Annotated in this window: 20 protein-coding genes; 10 read left to right on the forward strand and 10 right to left on the reverse strand. The window is 67.2% G+C overall.

Features of this window, described 5'->3' with window-relative positions:
* Positions 1-30: 30 nt before the first annotated feature.
* From IB257_RS03485 to IB257_RS03510, 6 genes are all read right to left on the reverse strand, one after another.
* On the reverse strand, positions 31-972 hold the full coding sequence (locus IB257_RS03485) for an LD-carboxypeptidase (RefSeq protein ID WP_192492144.1): 942 nt from the start codon (positions 970-972) through the stop codon (positions 31-33).
* Between the two features lie 212 nt (positions 973-1,184).
* A complete protein-coding gene (locus tag IB257_RS03490; RefSeq protein WP_192491874.1) occupies positions 1,185-1,910 on the reverse strand; it encodes an RNA pseudouridine synthase in 726 nt (241 codons plus the stop codon).
* The gene (locus tag IB257_RS03495; RefSeq protein ID WP_192491875.1) at positions 1,907-2,056 is read right to left on the reverse strand and encodes a hypothetical protein; all 150 of its coding nucleotides are present in this window, start codon (positions 2,054-2,056) and stop codon (positions 1,907-1,909) included. Before IB257_RS03495 ends, IB257_RS03490 begins: the two co-directional genes overlap by 4 nt.
* A 121-nt stretch (positions 2,057-2,177) precedes the next feature.
* Positions 2,178-3,308, reverse strand: a complete 1,131-nt coding sequence (ydiK, locus tag IB257_RS03500) for an AI-2E family transporter YdiK (RefSeq protein ID WP_054454367.1) — start codon at positions 3,306-3,308, stop codon at positions 2,178-2,180.
* A gap of 156 nt (positions 3,309-3,464) precedes the next feature.
* The gene (locus IB257_RS03505; RefSeq protein ID WP_119452036.1) at positions 3,465-4,913 is read right to left on the reverse strand and encodes a transporter substrate-binding domain-containing protein; all 1,449 of its coding nucleotides are present in this window, start codon (positions 4,911-4,913) and stop codon (positions 3,465-3,467) included.
* A 160-nt stretch (positions 4,914-5,073) separates the two neighbouring features.
* Complete coding sequence (locus IB257_RS03510; protein ID WP_175213397.1) at positions 5,074-6,108, reverse strand: DNA-binding protein; 1,035 nt, start codon at positions 6,106-6,108, stop codon at positions 5,074-5,076.
* 147 nt (positions 6,109-6,255) lie between these two features.
* Here IB257_RS03510 and IB257_RS03515 point away from each other — a divergent pair, with 147 nt between their 5' ends.
* Together IB257_RS03515 and IB257_RS03520 are read left to right on the forward strand one after the other, a co-directional pair.
* Positions 6,256-7,338, forward strand: coding sequence for a site-specific integrase (locus IB257_RS03515; RefSeq protein WP_054454358.1), 1,083 nt, complete (start codon positions 6,256-6,258; stop codon positions 7,336-7,338).
* Positions 7,339-7,385: 47 nt separating this feature from the next.
* Positions 7,386-8,936 carry a sensor domain-containing diguanylate cyclase gene (locus IB257_RS03520; protein ID WP_054454355.1) on the forward strand — a complete coding sequence of 517 codons (1,551 nt, stop codon included), beginning with the start codon at positions 7,386-7,388 and terminating at the stop codon, positions 8,934-8,936.
* Positions 8,937-8,983: 47 nt separating this feature from the next.
* On the opposite strand, the gene IB257_RS03525 is transcribed toward IB257_RS03520, so the two are convergent.
* A complete protein-coding gene (locus IB257_RS03525) occupies positions 8,984-9,121 on the reverse strand; it encodes a hypothetical protein (RefSeq protein ID WP_166738303.1) in 138 nt (45 codons plus the stop codon).
* Here IB257_RS03525 and IB257_RS03530 point away from each other — a divergent pair.
* The 4 genes from IB257_RS03530 (at position 9,120) to IB257_RS03545 (ending at position 12,289) form a co-directional block, all read left to right on the forward strand.
* Complete coding sequence (locus tag IB257_RS03530; protein ID WP_192491876.1) at positions 9,120-9,341, forward strand: hypothetical protein; 222 nt, start codon at positions 9,120-9,122, stop codon at positions 9,339-9,341. The two genes, IB257_RS03525 and IB257_RS03530, sit on opposite strands and share 2 nt — an antisense overlap.
* Before the next feature lie 184 nt (positions 9,342-9,525).
* Positions 9,526-10,038 (forward strand): GFA family protein, encoded by a 513-nt coding sequence (locus tag IB257_RS03535; protein WP_054454352.1) that lies wholly within the window; start codon positions 9,526-9,528, stop codon positions 10,036-10,038.
* Positions 10,039-10,288: 250 nt separating this feature from the next.
* Positions 10,289-10,759, forward strand: a complete 471-nt coding sequence (locus IB257_RS03540; protein ID WP_054454349.1) for a tripartite tricarboxylate transporter TctB family protein — start codon at positions 10,289-10,291, stop codon at positions 10,757-10,759.
* Between the two features lie 3 nt (positions 10,760-10,762).
* Positions 10,763-12,289 carry a tripartite tricarboxylate transporter permease gene (locus IB257_RS03545; RefSeq protein WP_054454346.1) on the forward strand — a complete coding sequence of 509 codons (1,527 nt, stop codon included), beginning with the start codon at positions 10,763-10,765 and terminating at the stop codon, positions 12,287-12,289.
* Positions 12,290-12,344: 55 nt separating this feature from the next.
* On the opposite strand, the gene IB257_RS03550 is transcribed toward IB257_RS03545, so the two are convergent.
* Positions 12,345-12,665, reverse strand: a complete 321-nt coding sequence (locus tag IB257_RS03550) for a SelT/SelW/SelH family protein (protein WP_054454343.1) — start codon at positions 12,663-12,665, stop codon at positions 12,345-12,347.
* A 73-nt stretch (positions 12,666-12,738) separates the two neighbouring features.
* On the opposite strand from IB257_RS03550, the gene IB257_RS03555 reads away from it, so the two are divergent.
* Positions 12,739-13,938 carry a multidrug effflux MFS transporter gene (locus tag IB257_RS03555; RefSeq protein ID WP_054454857.1) on the forward strand — a complete coding sequence of 400 codons (1,200 nt, stop codon included), beginning with the start codon at positions 12,739-12,741 and terminating at the stop codon, positions 13,936-13,938.
* 53 nt (positions 13,939-13,991) lie between these two features.
* The gene (locus IB257_RS03560; RefSeq protein ID WP_192491877.1) at positions 13,992-14,786 is read left to right on the forward strand and encodes an enoyl-CoA hydratase; all 795 of its coding nucleotides are present in this window, start codon (positions 13,992-13,994) and stop codon (positions 14,784-14,786) included.
* Between the two features lie 35 nt (positions 14,787-14,821).
* Here the strand turns inward: IB257_RS03560 and chrA are convergent, their stop codons facing one another.
* On the reverse strand, positions 14,822-16,072 hold the full coding sequence (chrA, locus tag IB257_RS03565; protein WP_192492145.1) for a chromate efflux transporter: 1,251 nt from the start codon (positions 16,070-16,072) through the stop codon (positions 14,822-14,824).
* 226 nt (positions 16,073-16,298) lie between these two features.
* Here chrA and IB257_RS03570 point away from each other — a divergent pair, with 226 nt between their 5' ends.
* Positions 16,299-17,594: an ATP-binding protein gene (locus IB257_RS03570; protein ID WP_119449221.1), complete on the forward strand. Its 1,296-nt coding sequence runs from the start codon at positions 16,299-16,301 to the stop codon at positions 17,592-17,594.
* A gap of 109 nt (positions 17,595-17,703) precedes the next feature.
* Positions 17,704-18,183, forward strand: a complete 480-nt coding sequence (locus IB257_RS03575) for a carboxymuconolactone decarboxylase family protein (RefSeq protein ID WP_054454335.1) — start codon at positions 17,704-17,706, stop codon at positions 18,181-18,183.
* Here the strand turns inward: IB257_RS03575 and IB257_RS03580 are convergent.
* On the reverse strand, positions 18,180-19,610 hold the full coding sequence (locus IB257_RS03580; RefSeq protein ID WP_192491878.1) for a PLP-dependent aminotransferase family protein: 1,431 nt from the start codon (positions 19,608-19,610) through the stop codon (positions 18,180-18,182). The two genes, IB257_RS03575 and IB257_RS03580, sit on opposite strands and share 4 nt — an antisense overlap.
* Positions 19,611-19,630: the final 20 nt, after the last annotated feature.

Genomic DNA, 19,630 nt, shown 5'->3' on the forward strand with positions numbered 1-19,630 from the left:
GTTTATGACTCATTAAATGAGCAACACAGGTCAAACTACAACCGCCTGCTCCAGCCGCAATCCGCCACGCGCCGTGTCCAGCGTGACCTGTGCGCCCAGCGGCAAGGTCAGGTTCGGATCGCCATGGCCGCTGGGCCATCCGGCCAGCACCGGAATGCCGCGCGAGCGGAACTGGTCGAGTATCAGCGGATACAGCAGCCCCTGCGCCTGGGCATCGTCGCCCGGCACGCCGAGGATGCGGGTGAAGTTGCCAACCAGCACGCCTTTGAGGTCGTCGAACTTGCCAGCGGCGGCCAGCTGGCTCAACAAGCGGTCGATGCGGGGCAAGGCTTCGTTGACGTCCTCGATGAAAAGAATTCCGCCGCTGGTGTCGATTTCGCTATCGGACCCGATCAGTGCGCCGATCAGCGCCAGATTGCCCCCGATCAGCCGCCCGGTCGCCGTGCCCCGTATCAGTTCCGTGGCGGTGGCATAGGGCGGCGGCGTGATCCACGCCCCCTGCCCCACCTGGCCGCTGACCATGGACAGCAAATGCGATTCGGTGGGTTCACGCTTGCCGGCCAGCAGGTCCTGCGCCAGCATCGGCCCGTGGAACGTGACGAAGCCGGCGCGGCGCTGCATGGCCAGGTGCAGCGCCGTGATGTCGCTGTAGCCGATGAACGGCTTGGGGTGGCGGCGCAGCAGATCGAAGTCCAGCTGATCCAGCAGGCGCCACGAACCGAAGCCGCCCTGCAGGCACCAGACGGCGCCGATATCCGGCGCGGCGAAGGCCGCATGCAGGTCGGCCAAGCGGTCGGCGTCCGAACCCGCCAGATAGTCATAGGGGGCGTCCAGCCGCGAACGCGAGGCCGGCATGACCTGCGGCACGTAGCCACGCGCCAGCAACCATTCGGCCGCGTCATCCGCGGCATCCAGCGCGGCGGACGCGGGCGCCACGATGGCGACGCGCGCACCGGGCTTGAGCGCGGGCACTGGCGTTGCTGCGCCGCTGGCAACCGGGGGCGCCGCGGAACCGGGCTTGGCCGATTGCGGCGCGCGGCGCGGCGGCGGCTTGGGCGCCGCGCAGCCGGCCAAGGCCGCGGACAGGCACAGGGCCCCGGTGTTGATCAGAAAACTCCTGCGTCCGGTATTTCGCTGCGGTCGCTGGCCTTGCGGCGCTTGTTCCATGGTCATCCCTGCTGCCGTCAGAAACGTTCGTAGTCCAGGCGGTAGCGCCACTGGCCGAGGGCCAGGCCCGCCATCGGCAGGCGGCCGATGCGGATGCGGCGCAGGGCCTGCAGGCGCAATCCCGCCGCGTCGCACACGTATTCGATGAAGCCGGGCGCAGGCGTCTTCAGGGCGAAGCGCAGATGGGTTTCGTTCTGCCAGCTGACCTTCATGGGCGTGGCGGCGCGGCCGTCATAAGCCATGCCGCGCTGCAGGCGCGCCAGGTCGGCGGCGCTGAGCTGGCCGGACACCTGGGCCACGTACTCCTGTTCCACGTAGCGCCCTTCTTCCACCAGCTTGCGCGCGATCGGGTATTCCTGCGTGTAGACGACCAGGCCGCTGGCTGCGCGTTCCAGCGGCGTGACCAGCTTCAGGCCATTAAGCATGCGCTTCAGGTAGCGCTGCCCGGAGCGATCGCCGGGCATCAGGTTTGCGGGCAGGATCAGGTCGCGCGCAGAGCCGGGCTCGTCATTGGCGTAGAGGCCGGCGGGCTTGTGCAGCAGGATGGTCACGGGACGCGCGTCTTCCAGGCGCGCGCCTGGCAGCAGGCCCACGGACTGGCCGGGCGCCACCCGATAGCCCGGCTCCTCGACCTGCTTGCCATCCACGGCGACCCAGCCGCCTTCTATGTAGCGTTCTGCGTCGCCGCGCGAGCAGGACAGTTCGGTGGCCAAGCGCTTGGCCAGGCGTACGCTTTCGCTCATCGCACCACCGCCTTGTGCTGGGAAGCCGCGGGGCCGGGCGTGGAGTCAGGCCATGAATCGAGCCGCAGTTCGGGCCGTGATTCGGACCGCAGTTCGGACCGGAAAGAATAGCCGCCTTGCAGCGGCGCCAGTGGGTGCATCGTCATGAGGTATTGCCGGGGTGTTGCCAGAAAAGCGGGCCTTGCGCCCGCGACGTGAGGCAGATGTTACGCCCTTCCCCGGCAGGCTGCCGGCCGCGGCCTGGCTGGCAGCCAATGCGGGCGGCGTTCAGACCGGCGGGAATTCGGCGTGTCCCGCGGGCGTTGCCGCCGGTTGCGTTTCCGCGTCCAGCGCGGCGGGCGGCGGCACTTCGTCGATCCAGGCCTTGAGCAGCGTATGGGTCACCGCCAGGATCACCGGGCCGATGAACAGGCCCACGATGCCGAAGGCAAACAAGCCGCCCAGCACGCCCACCAGGATCAGCAGCAAGGACAGGTTGACCCCGCGCTTGATGAGCAGCGGCCGCAGCAGGTTGTCCAGCATCGCCACCAGCACCGACCAGACCAGCAGCACCGCGGCCGCCAGCTTCATGTCGTTCTGGAACAGCCAGACCACGCCGGCCAGCATGGGCAGGAAAGGCCCCAGCTGCGCCAGGCACAGCATCACCATCAGCGCGGTAAGGATGCCGGCAGCCGGCACGCCCGCGATCCACAAGCCGATCCCGCCCAGCCCGGACTGCACCACGGCGGTCACGACGATGCCCAGGGCCACGGCGCGTATCGCCTGCCCGGCAAGCTTGACGGCCGCCAGGCCGCGCTGGCCCGCCAGCCGGTTGAAGAAGCGCCGCACGAAATCGACCGCCACTTCGCCCTTGGTGTAGAGGATGCCGGCCACGACCACGGTGATCAGCATGTGCATCATGAAGGCGCCGACGATGGCGGCATGCCCGAGCAGCCAGGCCGCGGCGCTGGTCAGGTACGGTTCCAGTTTGGCCAGCAGGCCGCCGGCGCCGGCGTCCGACAGGGTCTGCCATTCCTGCGCAATCTTGGGGCCGACCAGCGGAATGCCGTGGACCCAGGCGGGCGGCGCCAGCAGCGCGTAGTCGGGCAGGCTCTTGACCGCCGCCATGATCGAGCTGCTGTGCAAGGCCAGCGTCGAGATCACCTCGTAAAGCGGCAGCACGATGACGAACAGCAGGATGACCAGCATCGTCAGGGTGCCCATCCAGCGCCGCCCGCCGCAATAGCGCTGGATCGCCAGCATGACCGGCCACGTCGCCACGACGATCGTGGTTGCCCAGACCAGGCCGGGCAGGAACGGGCGCAGGATGTAGAGGCTGCCTGCCATCAGGCCGGCCAGGATCACGATGACGAGGATGATGCGGGCGAGATCGACCGTCTGGCGTGGAAGAGGATTCAACCGCTGCTCCTGACAGGGCCGGCAGCCCTGGTTTGTGGCGCATCGATGCCGGTTGGGCATATGCCCGGTTGGTACACCTGAATGCGTCTTTGGCGAATTTATCCGAAAATCCGGCGCGTATATATACCGGCCGCCCGCAAGCGGCGCCGCCTGCGGCTAACGCGGGGCGCCCGCGCCGTCGCCCGCGCCCTGCGCGCGGATCAGCGTGTAGGCGATGTAGTACTTGTAGATGTTGCTCACGTACTGCACCGTTTCACGCCCGATGCGCTCGGCTGCCACCCGTTCCACATTGTCGAACCAGACGTTCGGGTCCAGTCCGCGGGCGGCGGCGTCCTTGCGCAATTGGTTGATCCGGCCGGGGCCGGCGTTGTAGGCCGCGAAGGCGAACAGCCCCTTGTTCAGGTCCGTCATGGGCTCTTTCGCGTAGTACTGGTCGATCATGAAACGGATGTATTTGACGCCGCCATGGATGTTGTATTCCTCGCGCCGGATGTCACCTACTTTCAGTTCCTTGCCGGTGGCCGGCATGATCTGCATGACGCCTATCGCCCCGACCGAGCTTTTGGCGCCCTGGTCCAGCCGGGACTCCTGGTAGCCCTGCGCCATCATCAGCAGCCAGTCTATGTTGTATTGGTCGCCGTACTTGCGGAAGAAGTCAGCGAGGCGGTGGAATTTTTCGATTTCCTCCGGATCGGTGGCGGCCTTTACCCACTTCACGGATTTCAGGTACTTGGTCAGCTGCTGGTTGCCGAAAGAGGTGCCGACGCGGTTCTTCTCCATGAAGGGGTTGAGCGCCGCCGCGAGCTTGGGCGAGTTCTTGCGGAAGGCGAAGGCAATATCGCTGCCGCTGTCGACCTCCAGATTTTCGTAGACCCGGATCTGCGGGAAGATCTGTTTCCAGAAATTCGCCAGGTAGCGGTCGGCGACCGTGTACTTGACCAGGTCCGCGCTGGCCATCTCCAGGATGTCGTCGGTCTCGAAAGTGCCCGGCGCGTCACGGATGATGGCGGGCTTCAGGCCCCTGGCCGCCAGATCCGCGTTCAGCTTCTTGATGCTGCCGTAGTAGCTGCTGACGGGGCTGATGAAGAGCTCCTGCCCGGAAAGGTCGTCCAGCGACTTGAGCTCGGGCGCGCCTGGCGCGGCCACGACCAGCTCCCGCACGCCCGACGCCAGCGGCGTGGAAAAGTCCACCAGCTTCTGGCGTTCTTCAGTGACCGTCAGATTGGCGGCGATGATGTCGCCCTTGCCCGCCAGCAGATCGGGAATCAGGCGTTCGCGCGAGGTCGGCAGGAACACCACGTACACGCGGATGTTCTTGGTCTTGAGCTGCCGGTTCAGGTCGTTCTCGAACTCGGTCATCATGTCCGCGATGATGCCGCGCTGCGTGCCGCCTTTGTCCAGGAAGTACAGGGTCTTGTTGTAGGGCACCAGCACCCGGACTTGCCGGCGCTTGACCATGCCGTCGAAGTCCCCGGTCCAGGGCTTCATGTTGTAGGCCAGCGCCAGCGGGTCGCCTTTGGCCTTCGCCGTCTGGGCGTACCCGGGCGATGGAGGCAACCACAGCAACAGCGCGCAAAGCATCGAGGCAATCACGCGAAATGACATAGTTCCTCCGGCAGGCCCGGTTACTGCGGCAAGTCAGGTATGCCGCGCGGCAAGGCGCGTTGCGCGCCGGGCCGTGGCTACAACAATATCGGGCGGCCGGGGTTCATGCAACGGATTCTTCCCGCTGCGGCGTGCAATGCGGACGGCATCCAACGGGCCTCTAGGGCTGCGCGGGTTTCGGCGGCGCATGACCGGCGTCCTGCCGCTGGGCCTGCGCCATCAGATGCCGGGTCAGCTCGCCCAGTTGTTCGTCCTTCCCTTTCAACTGCGCGAGGCAGTCGGATGAGCGCTGCTCGGCGGCCGCCAGCCGGGATTCCAGCGTCCTTTCGCGATCGCGCGCCGCCGTCAAGGCCGTATCGGCCGCGGCCTGATCGGCTTGCTGGCGCACTTGCATAGCCTGGACTTCGGTGCGCAGGGCTTGCGCCTCTTGTTCCGCCTGGCGGCGCTGATGCTGTTCCTGTTCCAGCCCCTTGCGCGCCTGCGCCGCCTGCTGTTGGCTGGCCGCCTGCGCATCGTCCAGCCGCGCCTGCAAGCGCTTGACCGTGCCGCGTTCGCTGTCCAGCTCATTGAGCCAGCGGCGTTCGTGGGCGGTATGACGGGTTTCCAGCGCATCGAGCGCTTGCGCATGCTGGGCGCGGGTCTTCTCGTTCTCCGCCAGCGCCGCCTGCGTGGCGCTGCGGGCGTCTTCCAGCTGCAGCTGGTTGCGCCTGAGCAGTTCGTCGCGTTGGCGCAGCTGCTGTTCGGCCGACTGCAGCCGGTCTTCGGCGGCCGCCAATTGGGAGGTCGCCACCCTGAGGGCTTCCTGCAGATCCTGTTCGCGGTGCGCTAGCTGGGCTTCGCGTTGCTGCAGCTGTTCGGCGTCCGAGGCCAATTGCTCCCCTTCCCGCGCCAGTTCTTCCCAGCGCCCGCGATAGGCCTGTTCCTGTTGGGCGCGGGCCTCGGACAAGGCGGCTTCCCAGAAGTGCGAGGCGGCCTGCGCCACGGGGTCCGGGACGGCAGCCGGCGCTGCAAACGCGCCCGGGTCCTTGATGCGCGCGCCCAAGGCCCGGAACCAGGTTTCCAGATAGGGGCTGACGGTATTCGGCGAGCCCCGGCCGATCTTCTGTCGCACCCGTTCGATGGTGGGCCGCGCGCCCTCCAGCAGCAAGGCGTCGGCGGCGGTCCAGACGTCAGTTTCGGTAATTCCGGTGGCCATGCGCTTGCTCCGTGCCGAATTCGGCATTTGCGGGATAATTACCCACGATAATGGAACCTTATCGAGAGTAATTTGATATTAATGTTAGATATCATACAGCATACATAATAATATGTATGAAATGCGATTTTCCCACCCTTTTCAACCATGACACAGCTGAAAACGCAGGCGCCGCTGCCCGTTCTGGACCCGCTCACCCTGGACGCCCAGGCTGATGCCGCCGCCAGCGCGCTGTTGCGCGAAGGCAGTTCGGCCAACACGGTCGCCAGCTACCGCGCCGCCATCCGCTACTGGAGCGCCTGGTTCGAGCTGCGCTATGCGCGCCCCTTTGCCCTGCCCTTGCCGGAAGCCGCCGTGATCCAGTTCGTGGTGGACCATGCCCAGCGCTCCACCGAGCAAGGCCTGAAATGGGAATTGCCGCTGGCGTTGGATCAGGAACTGGTCCGGCTCAAAGCCAAAGGCAGGCTGGGCGCGCCCAGCCTCAACACGCTGCTGCAGCGCATTTCCGTGCTGTCCAAGGCGCACGAACTTCAAGGCCACCCCAACCCCTGCCGCGCGGCCGCGGTGCGCGAGCTGCTTGCCAGGACGCGGCGCGCCTATGCCCGGCGCGGCGTGGCGCCGGCCAAGAAGGTGGCACTCACGCGCGAACCGCTGGAGGCCATGCTGGCCACCTGTGACGATTCCCTGCGTGGCATGCGTGACCGCGCCCTGCTGCTGTTCGCCTGGGCCAGCGGCGGGCGCAGGCGCTCCGAAGTCGTTCATGCCACGATGGAAAACACGCGGCGCACGGCCGAGGGGTTTCTGTACGCGCTGGCGTATTCCAAGACCAACCAGGCGGGCGCCGTGCGCGCCAATGACCAGAAGCCCATCGTCGGCGTGGCTGCCCAGGCGCTTGACGCCTGGCTGCGCGCCAGCGGCATCACGCAAGGTCCGCTGTTCCGGCGCGTGCGGCGCGGCGACGTGCTGGGCGAGCCGCTGGCCGCGGCCGCGGTACGGGACATCGTGCAGGAACGCTGCAAGCTGGCCGGCCTGGAAGGCGAGTTTTCGGCGCACAGCCTGCGCTCGGGATTTGTGACCGAGGCGGGACGGCGCAACGTGCCGCTGGGCGACACCATGGCCATGACCGGACATGCCAGCGTGGCCACCGTCATGGGCTACTTCCGCGCCGGGGCGGCGGCCGAATCGCCCGCGGCCCGGCTGCTGGACGAGCCGGACGCCCCGCGCGGGTAAAATCCCGCGCACTCGCCGCAACCCGAATCCTGCCCGACACGATCTTCATGCGAATCAACCTACGCGGGCTGGTGCTTGCGCTTACCGTATGCAGCGCCCTCGCCGCTACCGCCAACGCCCTGTACGCCAGTTACCGGGTGCAGCGTGAACAGCTCATCGCCAATACGCTGGAATCCAACCGGGTGTACGCCGCCAAGCTGGCGGAGAGCGCGGGCACCTTCCTGGACTCGGCCCTGCAGCAACTGGAGTACAGCGCCCGCCATGTCGCCTGGCGCTTCGATGCGCCGGAGGTCTTGAACGCGGAAGTCGCGCGCCTGCGGGAGCAGACGGACAGCTTCAACACGGTCGCCATCATCCGCGCCGACGGCGTCATGGTGGCGGCCAGCCAGGCCATCCGCAGCTTCCAGGGAACGCGGGTCGACAACGCCGCCAGCCGCATGGCGCTGCAGACGCGCAAGCCCCTGATCAGCAAGCCCTATGTGTCCGTTGCCGGCAACCTGCTGATCAACGTCTCGTATCCCATTCATTCCGAGGGCGGCATCTACCTGGGTTACGTGTCGGGCACGATCTACCTGCGCAACGAAGGCGCGCTGCACAACCTGCTGGGCAAGCATCCCTATCAGGACGGGTCTTATCTGTACGTGGTGGATAACGAGGGGCGGCTGATCTATCACGCCGAGAACGACCGCGTCGGCGAGGACGTCACCAGCAATCCCGCCGTGGCGGCGGTGATGCGCGGGGAGGATGGCGCGCAGCGCCTGATCAACACGCGCGGGGTGGACATGCTGGCCGGCTATGCCCACGTCTCGCGCAGCGGCTGGGGAGTAATCGCGCAGCGCCCGGCGTTGGCCACGCTGGAGCCCTTGCACGATCTCATCTGGGCGCTGATCCGCTACGCGGCGCCCTTCGCCCTGCTGTTCCTGTTGGCGATCTGGTGGTGCGCGCGCAAGATTTCGCAGCCGCTGTCGCAACTGGCCACCAATGTCGAGCACCATGACATGGCGGTGGCCATGCAGCGGGTGCGCTCGGTGAAAGCCTGGTACTTCGAGGCGCAGCGCCTCAAGCGCGCGGTGATCCGCAGCTACTCCAGCCTGCAGGACAAGATCGGCAAGCTCAACCAGGCCAGCATTACCGATCCGCTGACCGGGCTGCGCAACCGTCGCGGCACGCGTCAGGCGGTGGATGCGCTGCAGGCGGCCGACACCCCCTTTGCGGTGATCGCGCTGGACATCGACCATTTCAAGCGAGTCAATGACACCTACGGCCACACGGTGGGCGACGAGGCGATACAGGGAATGGCGCAGTTGATGCGCGACTGTTCGCGCCCGACAGACATACTCTGCCGCAACGGCGGCGAGGAATTCCTGATCCTGCTGCCCGGCGCGGGCCCCAGGGAAGCAACGGGCATGGCTGAGCGCCTGCGCAAGACCACGGAGATGCGCCGTGCGAGCGGCTCTCCGGAAATCACGGTGTCAGCCGGCGTGGCGCACTGGACGGCCGGCAGCGCGGACGTGGATCTGGTCTTCCAGGCTGCGGATGCCGCGCTGTACGCGGCCAAGCAGCAGGGGCGAAATCGCGTGGTGACGCACGCGGGCTGACGCCCCTGCCCGCCCGGCGGCTATTTCAGGATTGTGGCAACGCCGGGTCAGGCGTCCTGGTCTTCGGCGGCATCGGCGTCCGCGGCAACGGTCTTGATGTCCGCTTCCTTATTGGTCTCGGGCGCCTTCCAGTCCAGGGGAGGAATCTCGAATTGCCACTTCTTGCCAACGAGTTGATGAGACATGAACGTTCTCCTGTTCAGGACGCATGGCTTTCCCCCGCGCAAAGCGCAATGCATGAGATTCGTGCGTGCCATGGATGCTGTTTCCAATGGATGCCATCGGAGCGCGGGGGGCATGCGCGCAGGCAACGCAAACGAAAATGGCGGCCGCGGCCGCCAGCGACTTACAAATCTTTTGGCACTTGGTTTTGTTGTGATTTTGCCGAAAGATGCTGAATTTTAGCATTAAATTGCCTGAAATAGCAAGCGATTCTGGCGTGGACCACAAAGGCCGGCGCCCTGCCCCTGACGCGTCGACGCCGGCAATGGCCAATGACGCAAATGCCCCCGCAACATGACGCGATCGCCACTCCCGCTGCCGGACGGGCCTCCATACACTGGATGCGCCCATTGTCCGGAGACTGATCGTGACCCACGCTCCCATCGAGGGCGGCTGCGATTGCGGCGCGGTCCGCTACCGCCTCGCCAGCCCGCCCATGTTCGTGCATTGCTGCCATTGCACCGTGTGCCAACGGCACGCCGGCACCGCCTTTGCGATGAACGCGGTGATCGAATCCGACCGCGTGCACCAGTTGCGGGGCGAGCTGCGCCGCCATCCCGCAGACAAGAACGCCAATGATGGCGAGACGGTCGTGGTCGTGCGCTGCGCGGCCTGCCTGGGCCTGTTGTGGAGCCATCACCCGGGGTTCGGCGAAACGGTGGCGCTGATCTATGCGGGCACGCTGGACCGCGCCGCCGATTTCCCGCCAGGCGCGCATTGCTTCGTGCGCTCCAAGCACCCGTGGGTGGGCATACCGGACGACGTGCCGGCGGCCGAAGCGTTCTACGACATGGACGCCTGCTGGCCCCAGGCCGCCAGGCAGCGCCTTGACGCCGCGCTGGCCGGCAGCCCGCGCAAGCCCTGGACGCCCAAGGGCTGAATACCCCGCCGCAACAACGCGCGGCGCAACGCCGCAACACCCGTCTGAGCGCCGCGCATCGACCCTGCCCGCAATCCTCGCGCGCTTAGGGATTTCCCCCGTTTTTGCGGAAAAAAAGCCTGTTTGGCGCATATCCCGCGTCCCTGAAAGGTGAACGGAAGTTTGAATTCCTAGACTTCCGCGTTCATCCAAAAGTCAGCTTTTGTTCAGAACGTAGTCAGGCAAAAGCACAACAACGGGAGGACTACAGATGCAATCCAAACGCAGCGCCGCGCGGCGCGAGGTCTGGGCCGCCGGCACGATGATCGTGCTGGGCCTGGGCGCCATCGCGCAGGCATCCACCTACAACATCGGCAGCCTGGCGCGCATGGGGCCAGGGATGTTCCCGGCGATCCTGGGCGTGCTGCTGGTGCTGTTGGGCCTGATCATCGCGCGCATGGCCGCGGCGCCCGCGGCAGCCGATGACGACGCCGAGGACGAGCCTCCGCCCGACTGGCGCGGCTGGGGCTGCATCATCGGCGGACTCATGGCCTTCATCCTGGTGGGCAAATACGGCGGCCTGGTGCCCGCGACCTTCGCGCTGGTCTTCATTTCCGCGATGGGCGACCGCCAGCACACGCCGCGCAGCGCGGCGCTGCTGGCCGCTGGCGTGACCGTGCTGGGCGTGGCCGTTTTCTCCTGGGCGCTGCAACTGCAGTTTCCGCTGTTCCGCTGGGGCTGATCGATGGAAATCTTCAACAACCTGATGCACGGGTTCTCCGTCGCCTTCGCGCTGGACAACCTCATGTGGGCCGTGTTCGGCGTGTTCATGGGCAACCTTATCGGCGTGCTGCCGGGCATGGGCGTGCTGGCCGCGATCTCCATCCTGCTGCCGCTGACCTACACCATGACGCCCACGGCGGCGCTGGTGATGCTGTCAGGCATCTACTACGGTTCGCAGTACGGCGGCGGCATTACCTCCATCATGCTGAACCTGCCTGGCACCGCATCACACGCGGTGGCCTGCCTGGACGGCAATCCGCTGGCGCGCAACGGCAAGGCTGGCTCGGCGCTGTTCATGCTGATGTTCTCGTCGTTCTGCGGCGCGTCGGTCGGCATCCTGGCGATGATTCTGTTCTCGCCCATGCTGGTTGACGTGGCCTTCAAGTTCGGCCCCGCCGAGTACTTCTCCATGATGATGCTGGGCCTGCTGGCCGGCGCCACCTTGGCCAAGGGGTCGGCGATCAAGGGCGTGGCGATGGTGGTGGTGGGCCTGCTGCTGGGCGTGGTGGGCACCGACGTCAACACCGGCACGATGCGTTTTCACTTCGGTATCCTGGAACTGTCCGACGGCCTGCAGATCGTGGCGCTGGCCATGGGTCTCTTCGGCGTGGCGGACTTCCTGAAGAACATCAACCGCATCGGCGGCGATGCCAAGGTGACCACCGCCAAGATCAGCATGAAGTCGATGCGGCCCGAAGCCGGCGACATCAAGCAGTCGCGCGGCGCGCTGGTGCGCGGCACGGCCATCGGCGCGGCCTTCGGCATCCTGCCCGGCACCGGCCCTACCATCGCCTCGTTCATTTCGTATGCGACGGAAAAGAAGGTGGCGCGCGAGCCGCGCCGCTTCGGCCGCGGCGCCATCGAGGGCATCGCCGGACCGGAAGCGGCCACCAGCGCCTCGACCCAGACCAGCTTCATTCCCACCATGAGCCTGGGCATCCCTGGCGATCCGGTGATGGCGCTGATGCTGGGCGCGCTGATCATCCACGGCATCCAGCCGGGACCGCAGATGATGGTGGAGCACGCCGACATGTTCTGGGGGCTGATCGCCAGCTTCTGGGTCGGCAACGTGCTGTTGCTGCTGTTGAACCTGCCGCTGATCGGCATGTGGGTGCGGCTGCTGACGGTGCCGTTCCGCTACCTGTTCCCGGCGGCGCTGTTCTTTGTTTGCGTGGGCGTCTACAGCACCAACAACAATCTGTTCGACGTGGCTATGGTGACCTTGTTCGGCGCGGCGGGCTACGCGCTGATCCGCATGCGCTTCGAACCCGCGCCGCTGTTGCTGGGCTTCGTGCTTGGCCCCATGGTGGAAGAGAACTTCCGCCGCGCCCTGCTGCTGTCGCGCGGCGACCTGACGATCTTCGTCTCGCGGCCCATCAGCCTGGGCTTCGTGGTGGCGTGCGTGGGGTTGATTGCGCTGCTGGTGGTGTCGGCCATGCGCCAACGCAAGCAGCGTGTGGGCCTGGCGCAAGCGGAGTCTTCCGCCTGACGACTGCCGCTGCGTGGCGACGGGCCGGCTCCTGCGGGGCCGGTCCGTATGCGCTTCAGGCGTCGGGCGCGGCCAGCGGGCCGGCGGTGTGGCCGTCGATATGGCCCAGCGTGCGCCCGGGATCCAGACGATCGCGCACGCGCTGCTTCAGTTCCTTGGCCGAGGGGAAGCCGCCATCGCTCTTGCGGTCCCAGATCAGGTCGCCGTTGTAGGTGACCTGGAAGATCCCGCCGGTGCCGGGCTGCAGCACGACCTCGCCCAGATCGATGGAAAAGGTGGACAAGAGTTCCTGGGCCATCCAGCCGGCGCGCAGCAGCCACTGGCACTGCGTGCAGTAATGGATGACGATGCGGGGGCGCAGGGCGGGTGTGTTCATAGCTGGAAGATTCTACGCCGGTTCATGGATAATATCGGGTTTTCCCGGGTCTGCGATGGACCCCGAGCCTGCCATGAAGTCTGCATTATCCCCCCGCGGCCAACGCTGGCTGATCGGCCTCCTGATGGGGCTGGTCACGCTTACGCCCATGGGCATCGATATCTATCTGCCCTCCCTGCCCGTCATGGCGCAGGATTACGGCCAGCCTGTCACCGCGCTGCAAGCCAGCATCACCCTCTTCATCTTCGCCGTCGGCGTGGGCCAGATCCTGATCGGCCCGCTGGCCGACCGCTATGGCCGGCGGCCAGTTGCGCTGGGCGGCGCGCTGGCGTATCTGCTGGGCTCGGCGCTGGGCGCCGCGGCCACGTCGCTGGACGTGTTCTATGCCGCGCGCGTGATCCAGGGGCTGGGCGCGTGCTCGGCCTCGCTGGTGGCCTTTGCCGCGGTGCGCGACTGCTTCAGTCCCGCGGTGGGCGCGCGCGTCTACAGCTATTTGAACGGCGCCTTGTGCACCGTGCCCGCGCTGGCGCCCATGGTGGGCGGCGCGCTGGCCGTGCATGCGGGCTGGCGCAGCACCTTCGTCTTCATGGTGCTGTTCGCCCTGACGCTGGCAGGTTTTCTGGCGATCCGCTTCGAGGAAACGCGCGCCGCGCCTCCCAGACAGCAAGGCCCGCTCTACAGCCTGCGCCGCTATGCGCCGATCGCGGCCAGCGGACGGTTTCTGTACTTCGCGGCGTTCGGCATGGCCGGCATGGCGATGATCCTGGTGTTCGTATCCGCCGCGCCCGTGGTGCTGGTGCAGCAGCTGGGCTATTCCGAACTGGGCTTCTCCGCCTGGTTCGGCGGCAACGCGGCGATCAACATCGGCGCCTTCTTCCTGGCTCCCGCCTTCATCGCGCGCTATGGCCGCCACACCATGGTGCGCGTGGGCATGGCCGCCCTGCTCGCGGCCGCCGCCATGCACCTGGCCGCTTGGCTGTGGCTGCCCTTGTCGGCCTGGATCTTCATGTTGCCGGTGGCGGTGTTGACCGTGGGCTTTTCGCTCGCGCTGGGATCCGGGCTGAGCCTGGCGCTGGAGCCCTTCGCCGAGCGCGCCGGCACCGCGGCCGCGGTGTATGGCTTGTTCCAGATGAGCGGATCGGCCGTCATCGCCACCCTTTTGCTGGACAGCGGCATGGCGCCCCAAGCGGCGATGGCGCTGATCGGCGCGGTCATCGTCGGGCCGCTGCTGTGCCTGTCGCCGGGCATGGCGCGGCGCCTGGCTGCGGGCTGACGCCGAGCCGCGTAAGCCTCTACTATCCAGGGATAGCCCACCCTGGAGACGACATGAATAACGAACAAGCGGCGCAAGAGCCGATCCTGGCGCGCCACGCCGAAGGCGGCGTGGTGACGCTGCGCCTGAACCGCCCGGGCCAGTTCAACGCGCTGTCCGAAGGCATGCTGGCCGCGCTGCAGGCGGAGATCGACGCTTTGTCGCGCGATGCCGGCGTGCGCTGCGTGGTGCTTGAATCCAGCGGCCGGGCGTTCTGCGCCGGCCACGACCTGCGCGAAATGCGCAGCCAGCCCTCGCTGGATTATTACCGCGACCTTTTCAGGAAATGCGGCGCCGTGATGCAAGGTTTGCAGGCATTGCCGGTGCCGGTGATCGCCAAGGTGCACGGCATCGCCACCGCGGCGGGCTGCCAACTGGTGGCCAGCTGCGACCTGGCCGTGGCGGCCGACACGGCGAAGTTCGCGGTGTCGGGCATCAACGTCGGCCTGTTCTGCTCCACGCCCGCTGTCGCCCTCAGTCGTAACGTATCGGCCAAGCGCGCCTTCGAAATGCTGGTGACGGCGCGCTTCATCGATGCCGGCCAGGCCAGGGATTGGGGCCTCATCAACGACGCCGTGCCGGAGGCGCAACTGGACCAGCGCGTGCGTGCACTGGTGGATGACATCCTGGCCAAGAGCCCCACGGCCATCCGCTACGGCAAGCGCATGTTCTACAAGCAGCGGCAGATGGCGCTGGCGGATGCCTACGACTATGCGGGCGACGTGATGGCGCGCAACATGATGGAAGCCGACGCCTGCGAAGGCATAGACGCCTTCCTGCAAAAACGTCCGCCGCGCTGGCAGTCCTGATTCGACGCTTTGGGGCTGCGCCGCCCGCTGCTCCGCTAGGCCAAGGCCCAGCCGCCGGCCGCGGCCAGCAGCACCACCCAGACGGGCGACCAGCGTGCATAGACCAGCAGGCCGAACAGCAGCAAGGCCAGGCCGAAATCCACCCGATCGCGGATGGCGCTGGTCCAGACCGGGTCGTACAGGGCCGATAGCAGGATGCCCACGACGCTCGCGTTCACGCCCGCGATCAGGTTGCGCACGCCGGGCCGCCGCCGCAGGCTTTCCCAGAACGGCAGCGCCGCCGCCACCAGCAAGGCGCCCGGCAGGAAGATCGCCGCCAGCAACACCAGTCCGCCGGCCCAGCCCGACAAGGGGCCCGACGACATCGCGCCCAGGAAGGCGGCAAAGGCGAACAGCGGCCCCGGCATGGCCTGCGCCGCGCCATAGCCTGCCAGGAAATCGGCGTTGGAAACCATGCCTCCCGCCACCGAGGCGGATTCCAGCAAGGGCAGCACCACGTGGCCGCCGCCGAACACCAGCGCGCCCGCGCGGTAGAAGCCTGAGAGCTGCTGCGCCAGCGGCATGCCGCTGATCGCCGCCCAGGCCGGCAAGACCGCCAGCAGCAGCACGAACAGCGCCAGGGCCGTGTATCCCGCGCGGCGCGACACATTCAACGGCGGCAACGCCAGCGCAGGTCGCGGCGGCACCTGCAGCGCGGCCAGGCCGGCGATGGCGCCCAGCAGGATCGCGCTCAATTGCCCCAGGGTCGTCGGCATGAGGATGGTGATGAGCGCCGCCGCCACCGCCAGTCCCGCACGTTCGCGGTCAGGACAGAGCGAGCGGCCCATGCCCCAGACCGCTTGCGCAATGATGGCCACCGCCGCGATCTTCAGTCCATGGATGGCGCCCGACGCGGACAGCCAGCCGAACTGCGCCAGCCCCAGCGCGAAGAGGATCAGCGCCACGGCCGTGGGCAGCGTGAACGCCACCCAGGCCGCCAGCATGCCGGCCCATCCGGCGCGTTTCAGGCCTATCGCCATGCCGACCTGGCTGCTGGCCGGCCCCGGCAGGAACTGGCACAGCGCCACCAGGTCGGAATACGCATAGTCGTCCAGCCAGCGCCTGCGCTCCACGAATTCCGTGCGGAAATACGCCAGGTGCGCCACCGGCCCGCCGAAGGACGTCAGCCCGAGGCGCAGGAATACCAGGAAGACTTCCAGACAGGACCCCCGGCCGGGCTGCTCGCGCGTGGCAGTGGCGGGCTTGCTGGCGACGTGTTCGTCTTGGTGGGGAGGCAGCGGCGGCATGGGATTCGGCTTCATCGGCAGGCGGGGCATGAGGGTCCTGCCCCCGCCCCATGCTTATAGCCGGGCGCCGCGGCGGATTCAACCGCCTGAACGGGCCGGGCCATATGGCGGGTTTACCTCGCCCGCGTAGCCGCTACAAACAACTTTACAAATACCCTACAAATATCGGCGGACTGCCCGGCGGCATGCCCCTAGCATCGCGAGTCCTCATCCGGCCGTATCCCCCATGTTCAAGTTCGCGATCCGCATCTTCGTCGTCGCCGCCATCGGTTATGTCGCGGGGTCGCAGCTGGTGGAACGCAGCTTGATGTATCTGCTGGATTCGGTCAGCGCGGATCTGTCGTACCAGGCTGTCCGGGGACAGATGCATGTGCTGCGCACGGAACTCGACAGCATTGCGCCGGCCGCTCGCGCCGAGCGCCTGCGCGACGACATCCAGCCGCTTTACGGCCTGGGCCTGGGTCTGCTGGCCGATGCCGACGTCACGCCCAGCACAGAGGAACAGCGGCAATTGGCCACGCTGGGCATCATCATGCGCGACGATTACAACGTCTATCTCGCGCCCTTGGCGGGCCAGCCCCGGCAGTGGCTGGAAGTCCGCCTGCCGCGCGCGCCGGTGCTGGAGCGATGGGTCACCGTTGGCGTCTGGACTGCGTTGAGCCTGATCGTGGGCATCATCCTGCTGCTGCTGTGGGCCCTGCCCCTGTGGCGCGACCTGGACCGGCTGCGCAACGCCACGCTGCGCATGGGCCAGGGAGACCTGGGCGCGCGGGTGCGGCTGTCGCGCCTGGCCGGCATGCGGCACGTGGGCGAAAGCTTCAACCAGATGGCCGAGCGCATTTCGGCACTGGTCGAAAACCAGCGCAGCCTGACCAACGCGGTCTCCCACGAATTGCGCACGCCGCTGGCGCGACTGTCCTTCGAGGTCGCCATGCTGGGCCAGGACCAGCACCTGCCCAAGCGGCACCAGATACTGCGCGACATGCAGGCCGACATCTGCGAACTGGAAACGCTGGTGGCCGAACTGCTGGTCTATGCGCGGCTGGAACGCCCCACCGACGACACCGTCCGGCTGGAAACCGTGGACACCTGCGACTGGCTGGGCGAAGCGCTGGCGCAGGTGGCGCACCAGGCCGAGGCGCGTGCGATCCAGTGCCATGTGCATCGCGACTACCCGCCGCGCGTGCGGCTGCATCCGCGCTACATGAGCCGGGCCTTGCTGAACCTGGTGCAGAACGCTGTGCGCTACGCCAGCCGCCACGTGGAGGTCAAGCTCACCCAATGCCCGTCCGGCGGCTTCGAGCTGATCGTGGACGACGACGGCGGCGGCATCGCGCCCGCCGACCGGACACGCGTATTCGAACCCTTCATCCGCCTGGACGAAAGCCGGGACCGCGGCACCGGCGGCGCCGGCCTGGGCCTGGCCATCGTCTGGCGAGTGGCCGCCAGCCACGGCGGCGGTATCGAAATCCACGACAGCCCCCTGGGCGGCGCACGCTTCGTGTTGCGCTGGCCGGCCTGATCATGGCCCAGGCGAAAACTCCATTTATGGCACTACCTTCCTGGTCCAAACCGCGGCATCCTGACGGCACGAGATTCCGCTCGGCAACACGCATCGAAAAGGTAGGAACATGACCCAGCGTTTGAATTATTTCCAGGTATCCGAGGAACAGTCCAGGAAGTACCTGGAATTCAGCATGTCGCTGAAGAAGACCCCCATCGTGCAGGAGGTCGGCGAACTGGTGGATATCCGCGCGTCGCAAATCAACGGCTGCGGCTTTTGCCTGGACATGCACGTCAAGCAGGCCCGCATCGCCGGCGAGCGCGAACTGCGCCTGCATCACATCGCCATCTGGCGCGAGTCCACGCTGTTCTCGCCGCGCGAGCGCGCCGCGCTGGCCTGGACCGAGGCGGTCACCACCCTGTCGGCGCAGGGCGTATCGGATGCGGTCTATGAGGACGTGCGCGAGCAGCTGTCCGAAAAGGAAATTTCCGACCTGACCCTGCTGGTGGTCGGGATCAACGGCTGGAACCGGCTGAACGTGGCATTGCGCACCGTGCCGGGTTCGGCCGACGCGGCCTACGGCCTGGACAAGGCCGGGCTGAACTAGGACTGCATCAGCTGCAGTATGCGCAGACCCAGTTCACGGGCCTGCGCCTGCGTGGCGATATTGGTGAAGCTGAGCAGCAGCGCCGATTGCCCCTGCGGGGCGGCGTGCCAGCGCGACAATACGCCCGCATACATGCCCTGCTCTTCCATCCGCCCGGCCAACGCCACGTCGCTCTGGCCGTCTTCCAGGCGCGCCACCAGATGCATGCCGCCGGGCTGCGGCTCGATCCGCAGGCGTTGCCCCAGCGCATCATTCAGGCCCGCCACGGTCGCGGCACGCCGTTCCGCGTATAGCTTGCGCATGCGCTGGATGTGGCGGCCGAAATGGCCTTCGGCCATGAAGGCGCTCAATATGGCCTGGGTCAGGCCAGGCGCAGCGCCCGCCTGCAAGCGCGCGGACTGCGCGAAGCGTCCAGCCTGCGCCTCGGGCACCACCAGATAGGCCAGCCGCAGGCCGGGAAACAGCACCTTGCTGAAGGTGCCCGCGTACAGCACCCGCCCCTGCGTATCCAGGCTCTTCAAGGCCGGCAACGGACGGCCGACGTAGCGGTATTCGCCGTCGTAATCGTCTTCCACGATCCAGGCCCCGCAGCGTTCGGCCCAGTCCAGCAAGGCCTGCCGGCGCGGCAATGACAAGGACATGCTCAAGGGGCTTTGATGGGCAGGCGTCACCACCGCGCCGCGCGCCCGCCCCGCCCGCTCGATGCCGGCGCCGACCATGATGCCGTCCTGGTCCACCGGCACGGGCACGGGCTTCAAGCGCGCCTGCTCCAGCAGCGCGCGGGTTGGCGGATAGCCTGGATCTTCCATCCAGACCTGGTCGCCGGCTTCGAACAGCGTCTGCAGGATCAGCGCCATCGTGCTGTTGTAGCCGGCGGTGATGAACACCTGCGAGGGCTGGCAATGGATGCCGCGCGCCACCTGCAGATAGGCGGCGGTCGCGCTGCGCAGGGCTGGCAGGCCGCCGCTGTGCGGATAGGCCAGGTCCCCGGCCTGCAGGCCGCGCAGTTGCCGCGCGCCCAGGCGGGCCCAGAGCTTGCGGGGAAATTCATCCAGCGCCGGCAAGCCCATCTGGAACGGCCGCAGGCCCGAGGGTTCGCGCCAGCCCGGGCCGTCGCCGGGCGTCTCGGCAGGAATGGCCACGGCGGGGGGCGGCGCGTGCTGGGGCTGCAGGTCGGGCGCTACCACCGTACCGGCCTGGCCGCGCGCCTGGATATAGCCTTCCGATGCCAGCAGTGAATACGCGACCTCCACCGTGCCGCGCGCCACGCCCATCTCCTTGGCCAGCGCCCGCGCCGATGGAATGCGGTCGCCTGGCTTGAGCGTGCCCTGCGCGATGGCGCCGCGAAAGCGCTCGTAGACCTGGCGGTACAGAGGCTCGGCGCCGTCCGGCGGCATGGGCTGGTCCTGGGGCTGCGGGCTGATCATGGCATAGTCCAGAATTCAAT

It is taken from the genome of Achromobacter sp. ACM03 (assembly GCF_014851665.1).
GTDB classification, from domain to species: domain Bacteria; phylum Pseudomonadota; class Gammaproteobacteria; order Burkholderiales; family Burkholderiaceae_B; genus Achromobacter; species Achromobacter aegrifaciens.

Excerpts from the sequence above, each read along its gene's own strand:
- IB257_RS03520 (WP_054454355.1), top strand. The coding sequence starts at position 7,386 with ATGCGAATCAACCTACGCGGGCTGGTGCTTGCGCTTACCGTATGCAGC.
- IB257_RS03575 (WP_054454335.1), top strand. The coding sequence starts at position 17,704 with ATGACCCAGCGTTTGAATTATTTCCAGGTATCCGAGGAACAGTCCAGG.
- IB257_RS03540 (WP_054454349.1), top strand. The coding sequence starts at position 10,289 with ATGCAATCCAAACGCAGCGCCGCGCGGCGCGAGGTCTGGGCCGCCGGC.
- IB257_RS03505 (WP_119452036.1), bottom strand. The coding sequence starts at position 4,913 with ATGTCATTTCGCGTGATTGCCTCGATGCTTTGCGCGCTGTTGCTGTGG.
- IB257_RS03525 (WP_166738303.1), bottom strand. The coding sequence starts at position 9,121 with ATGTCTCATCAACTCGTTGGCAAGAAGTGGCAATTCGAGATTCCTCCC.
- IB257_RS03530 (WP_192491876.1), top strand. The coding sequence starts at position 9,120 with ATGAACGTTCTCCTGTTCAGGACGCATGGCTTTCCCCCGCGCAAAGCG.
- IB257_RS03510 (WP_175213397.1), bottom strand. The coding sequence starts at position 6,108 with ATGGCCACCGGAATTACCGAAACTGACGTCTGGACCGCCGCCGACGCC.
- IB257_RS03495 (WP_192491875.1), bottom strand. The coding sequence starts at position 2,056 with ATGACGATGCACCCACTGGCGCCGCTGCAAGGCGGCTATTCTTTCCGG.
- IB257_RS03570 (WP_119449221.1), top strand. The coding sequence starts at position 16,299 with ATGTTCAAGTTCGCGATCCGCATCTTCGTCGTCGCCGCCATCGGTTAT.
- chrA (WP_192492145.1), bottom strand. The coding sequence starts at position 16,072 with ATGCCGCCGCTGCCTCCCCACCAAGACGAACACGTCGCCAGCAAGCCC.
- IB257_RS03545 (WP_054454346.1), top strand. The coding sequence starts at position 10,763 with ATGGAAATCTTCAACAACCTGATGCACGGGTTCTCCGTCGCCTTCGCG.
- IB257_RS03490 (WP_192491874.1), bottom strand. The coding sequence starts at position 1,910 with ATGAGCGAAAGCGTACGCCTGGCCAAGCGCTTGGCCACCGAACTGTCC.
- IB257_RS03560 (WP_192491877.1), top strand. The coding sequence starts at position 13,992 with ATGAATAACGAACAAGCGGCGCAAGAGCCGATCCTGGCGCGCCACGCC.
- IB257_RS03515 (WP_054454358.1), top strand. The coding sequence starts at position 6,256 with ATGACACAGCTGAAAACGCAGGCGCCGCTGCCCGTTCTGGACCCGCTC.
- IB257_RS03580 (WP_192491878.1), bottom strand. The coding sequence starts at position 19,610 with ATGATCAGCCCGCAGCCCCAGGACCAGCCCATGCCGCCGGACGGCGCC.
- IB257_RS03550 (WP_054454343.1), bottom strand. The coding sequence starts at position 12,665 with ATGAACACACCCGCCCTGCGCCCCCGCATCGTCATCCATTACTGCACG.
- IB257_RS03555 (WP_054454857.1), top strand. The coding sequence starts at position 12,739 with ATGAAGTCTGCATTATCCCCCCGCGGCCAACGCTGGCTGATCGGCCTC.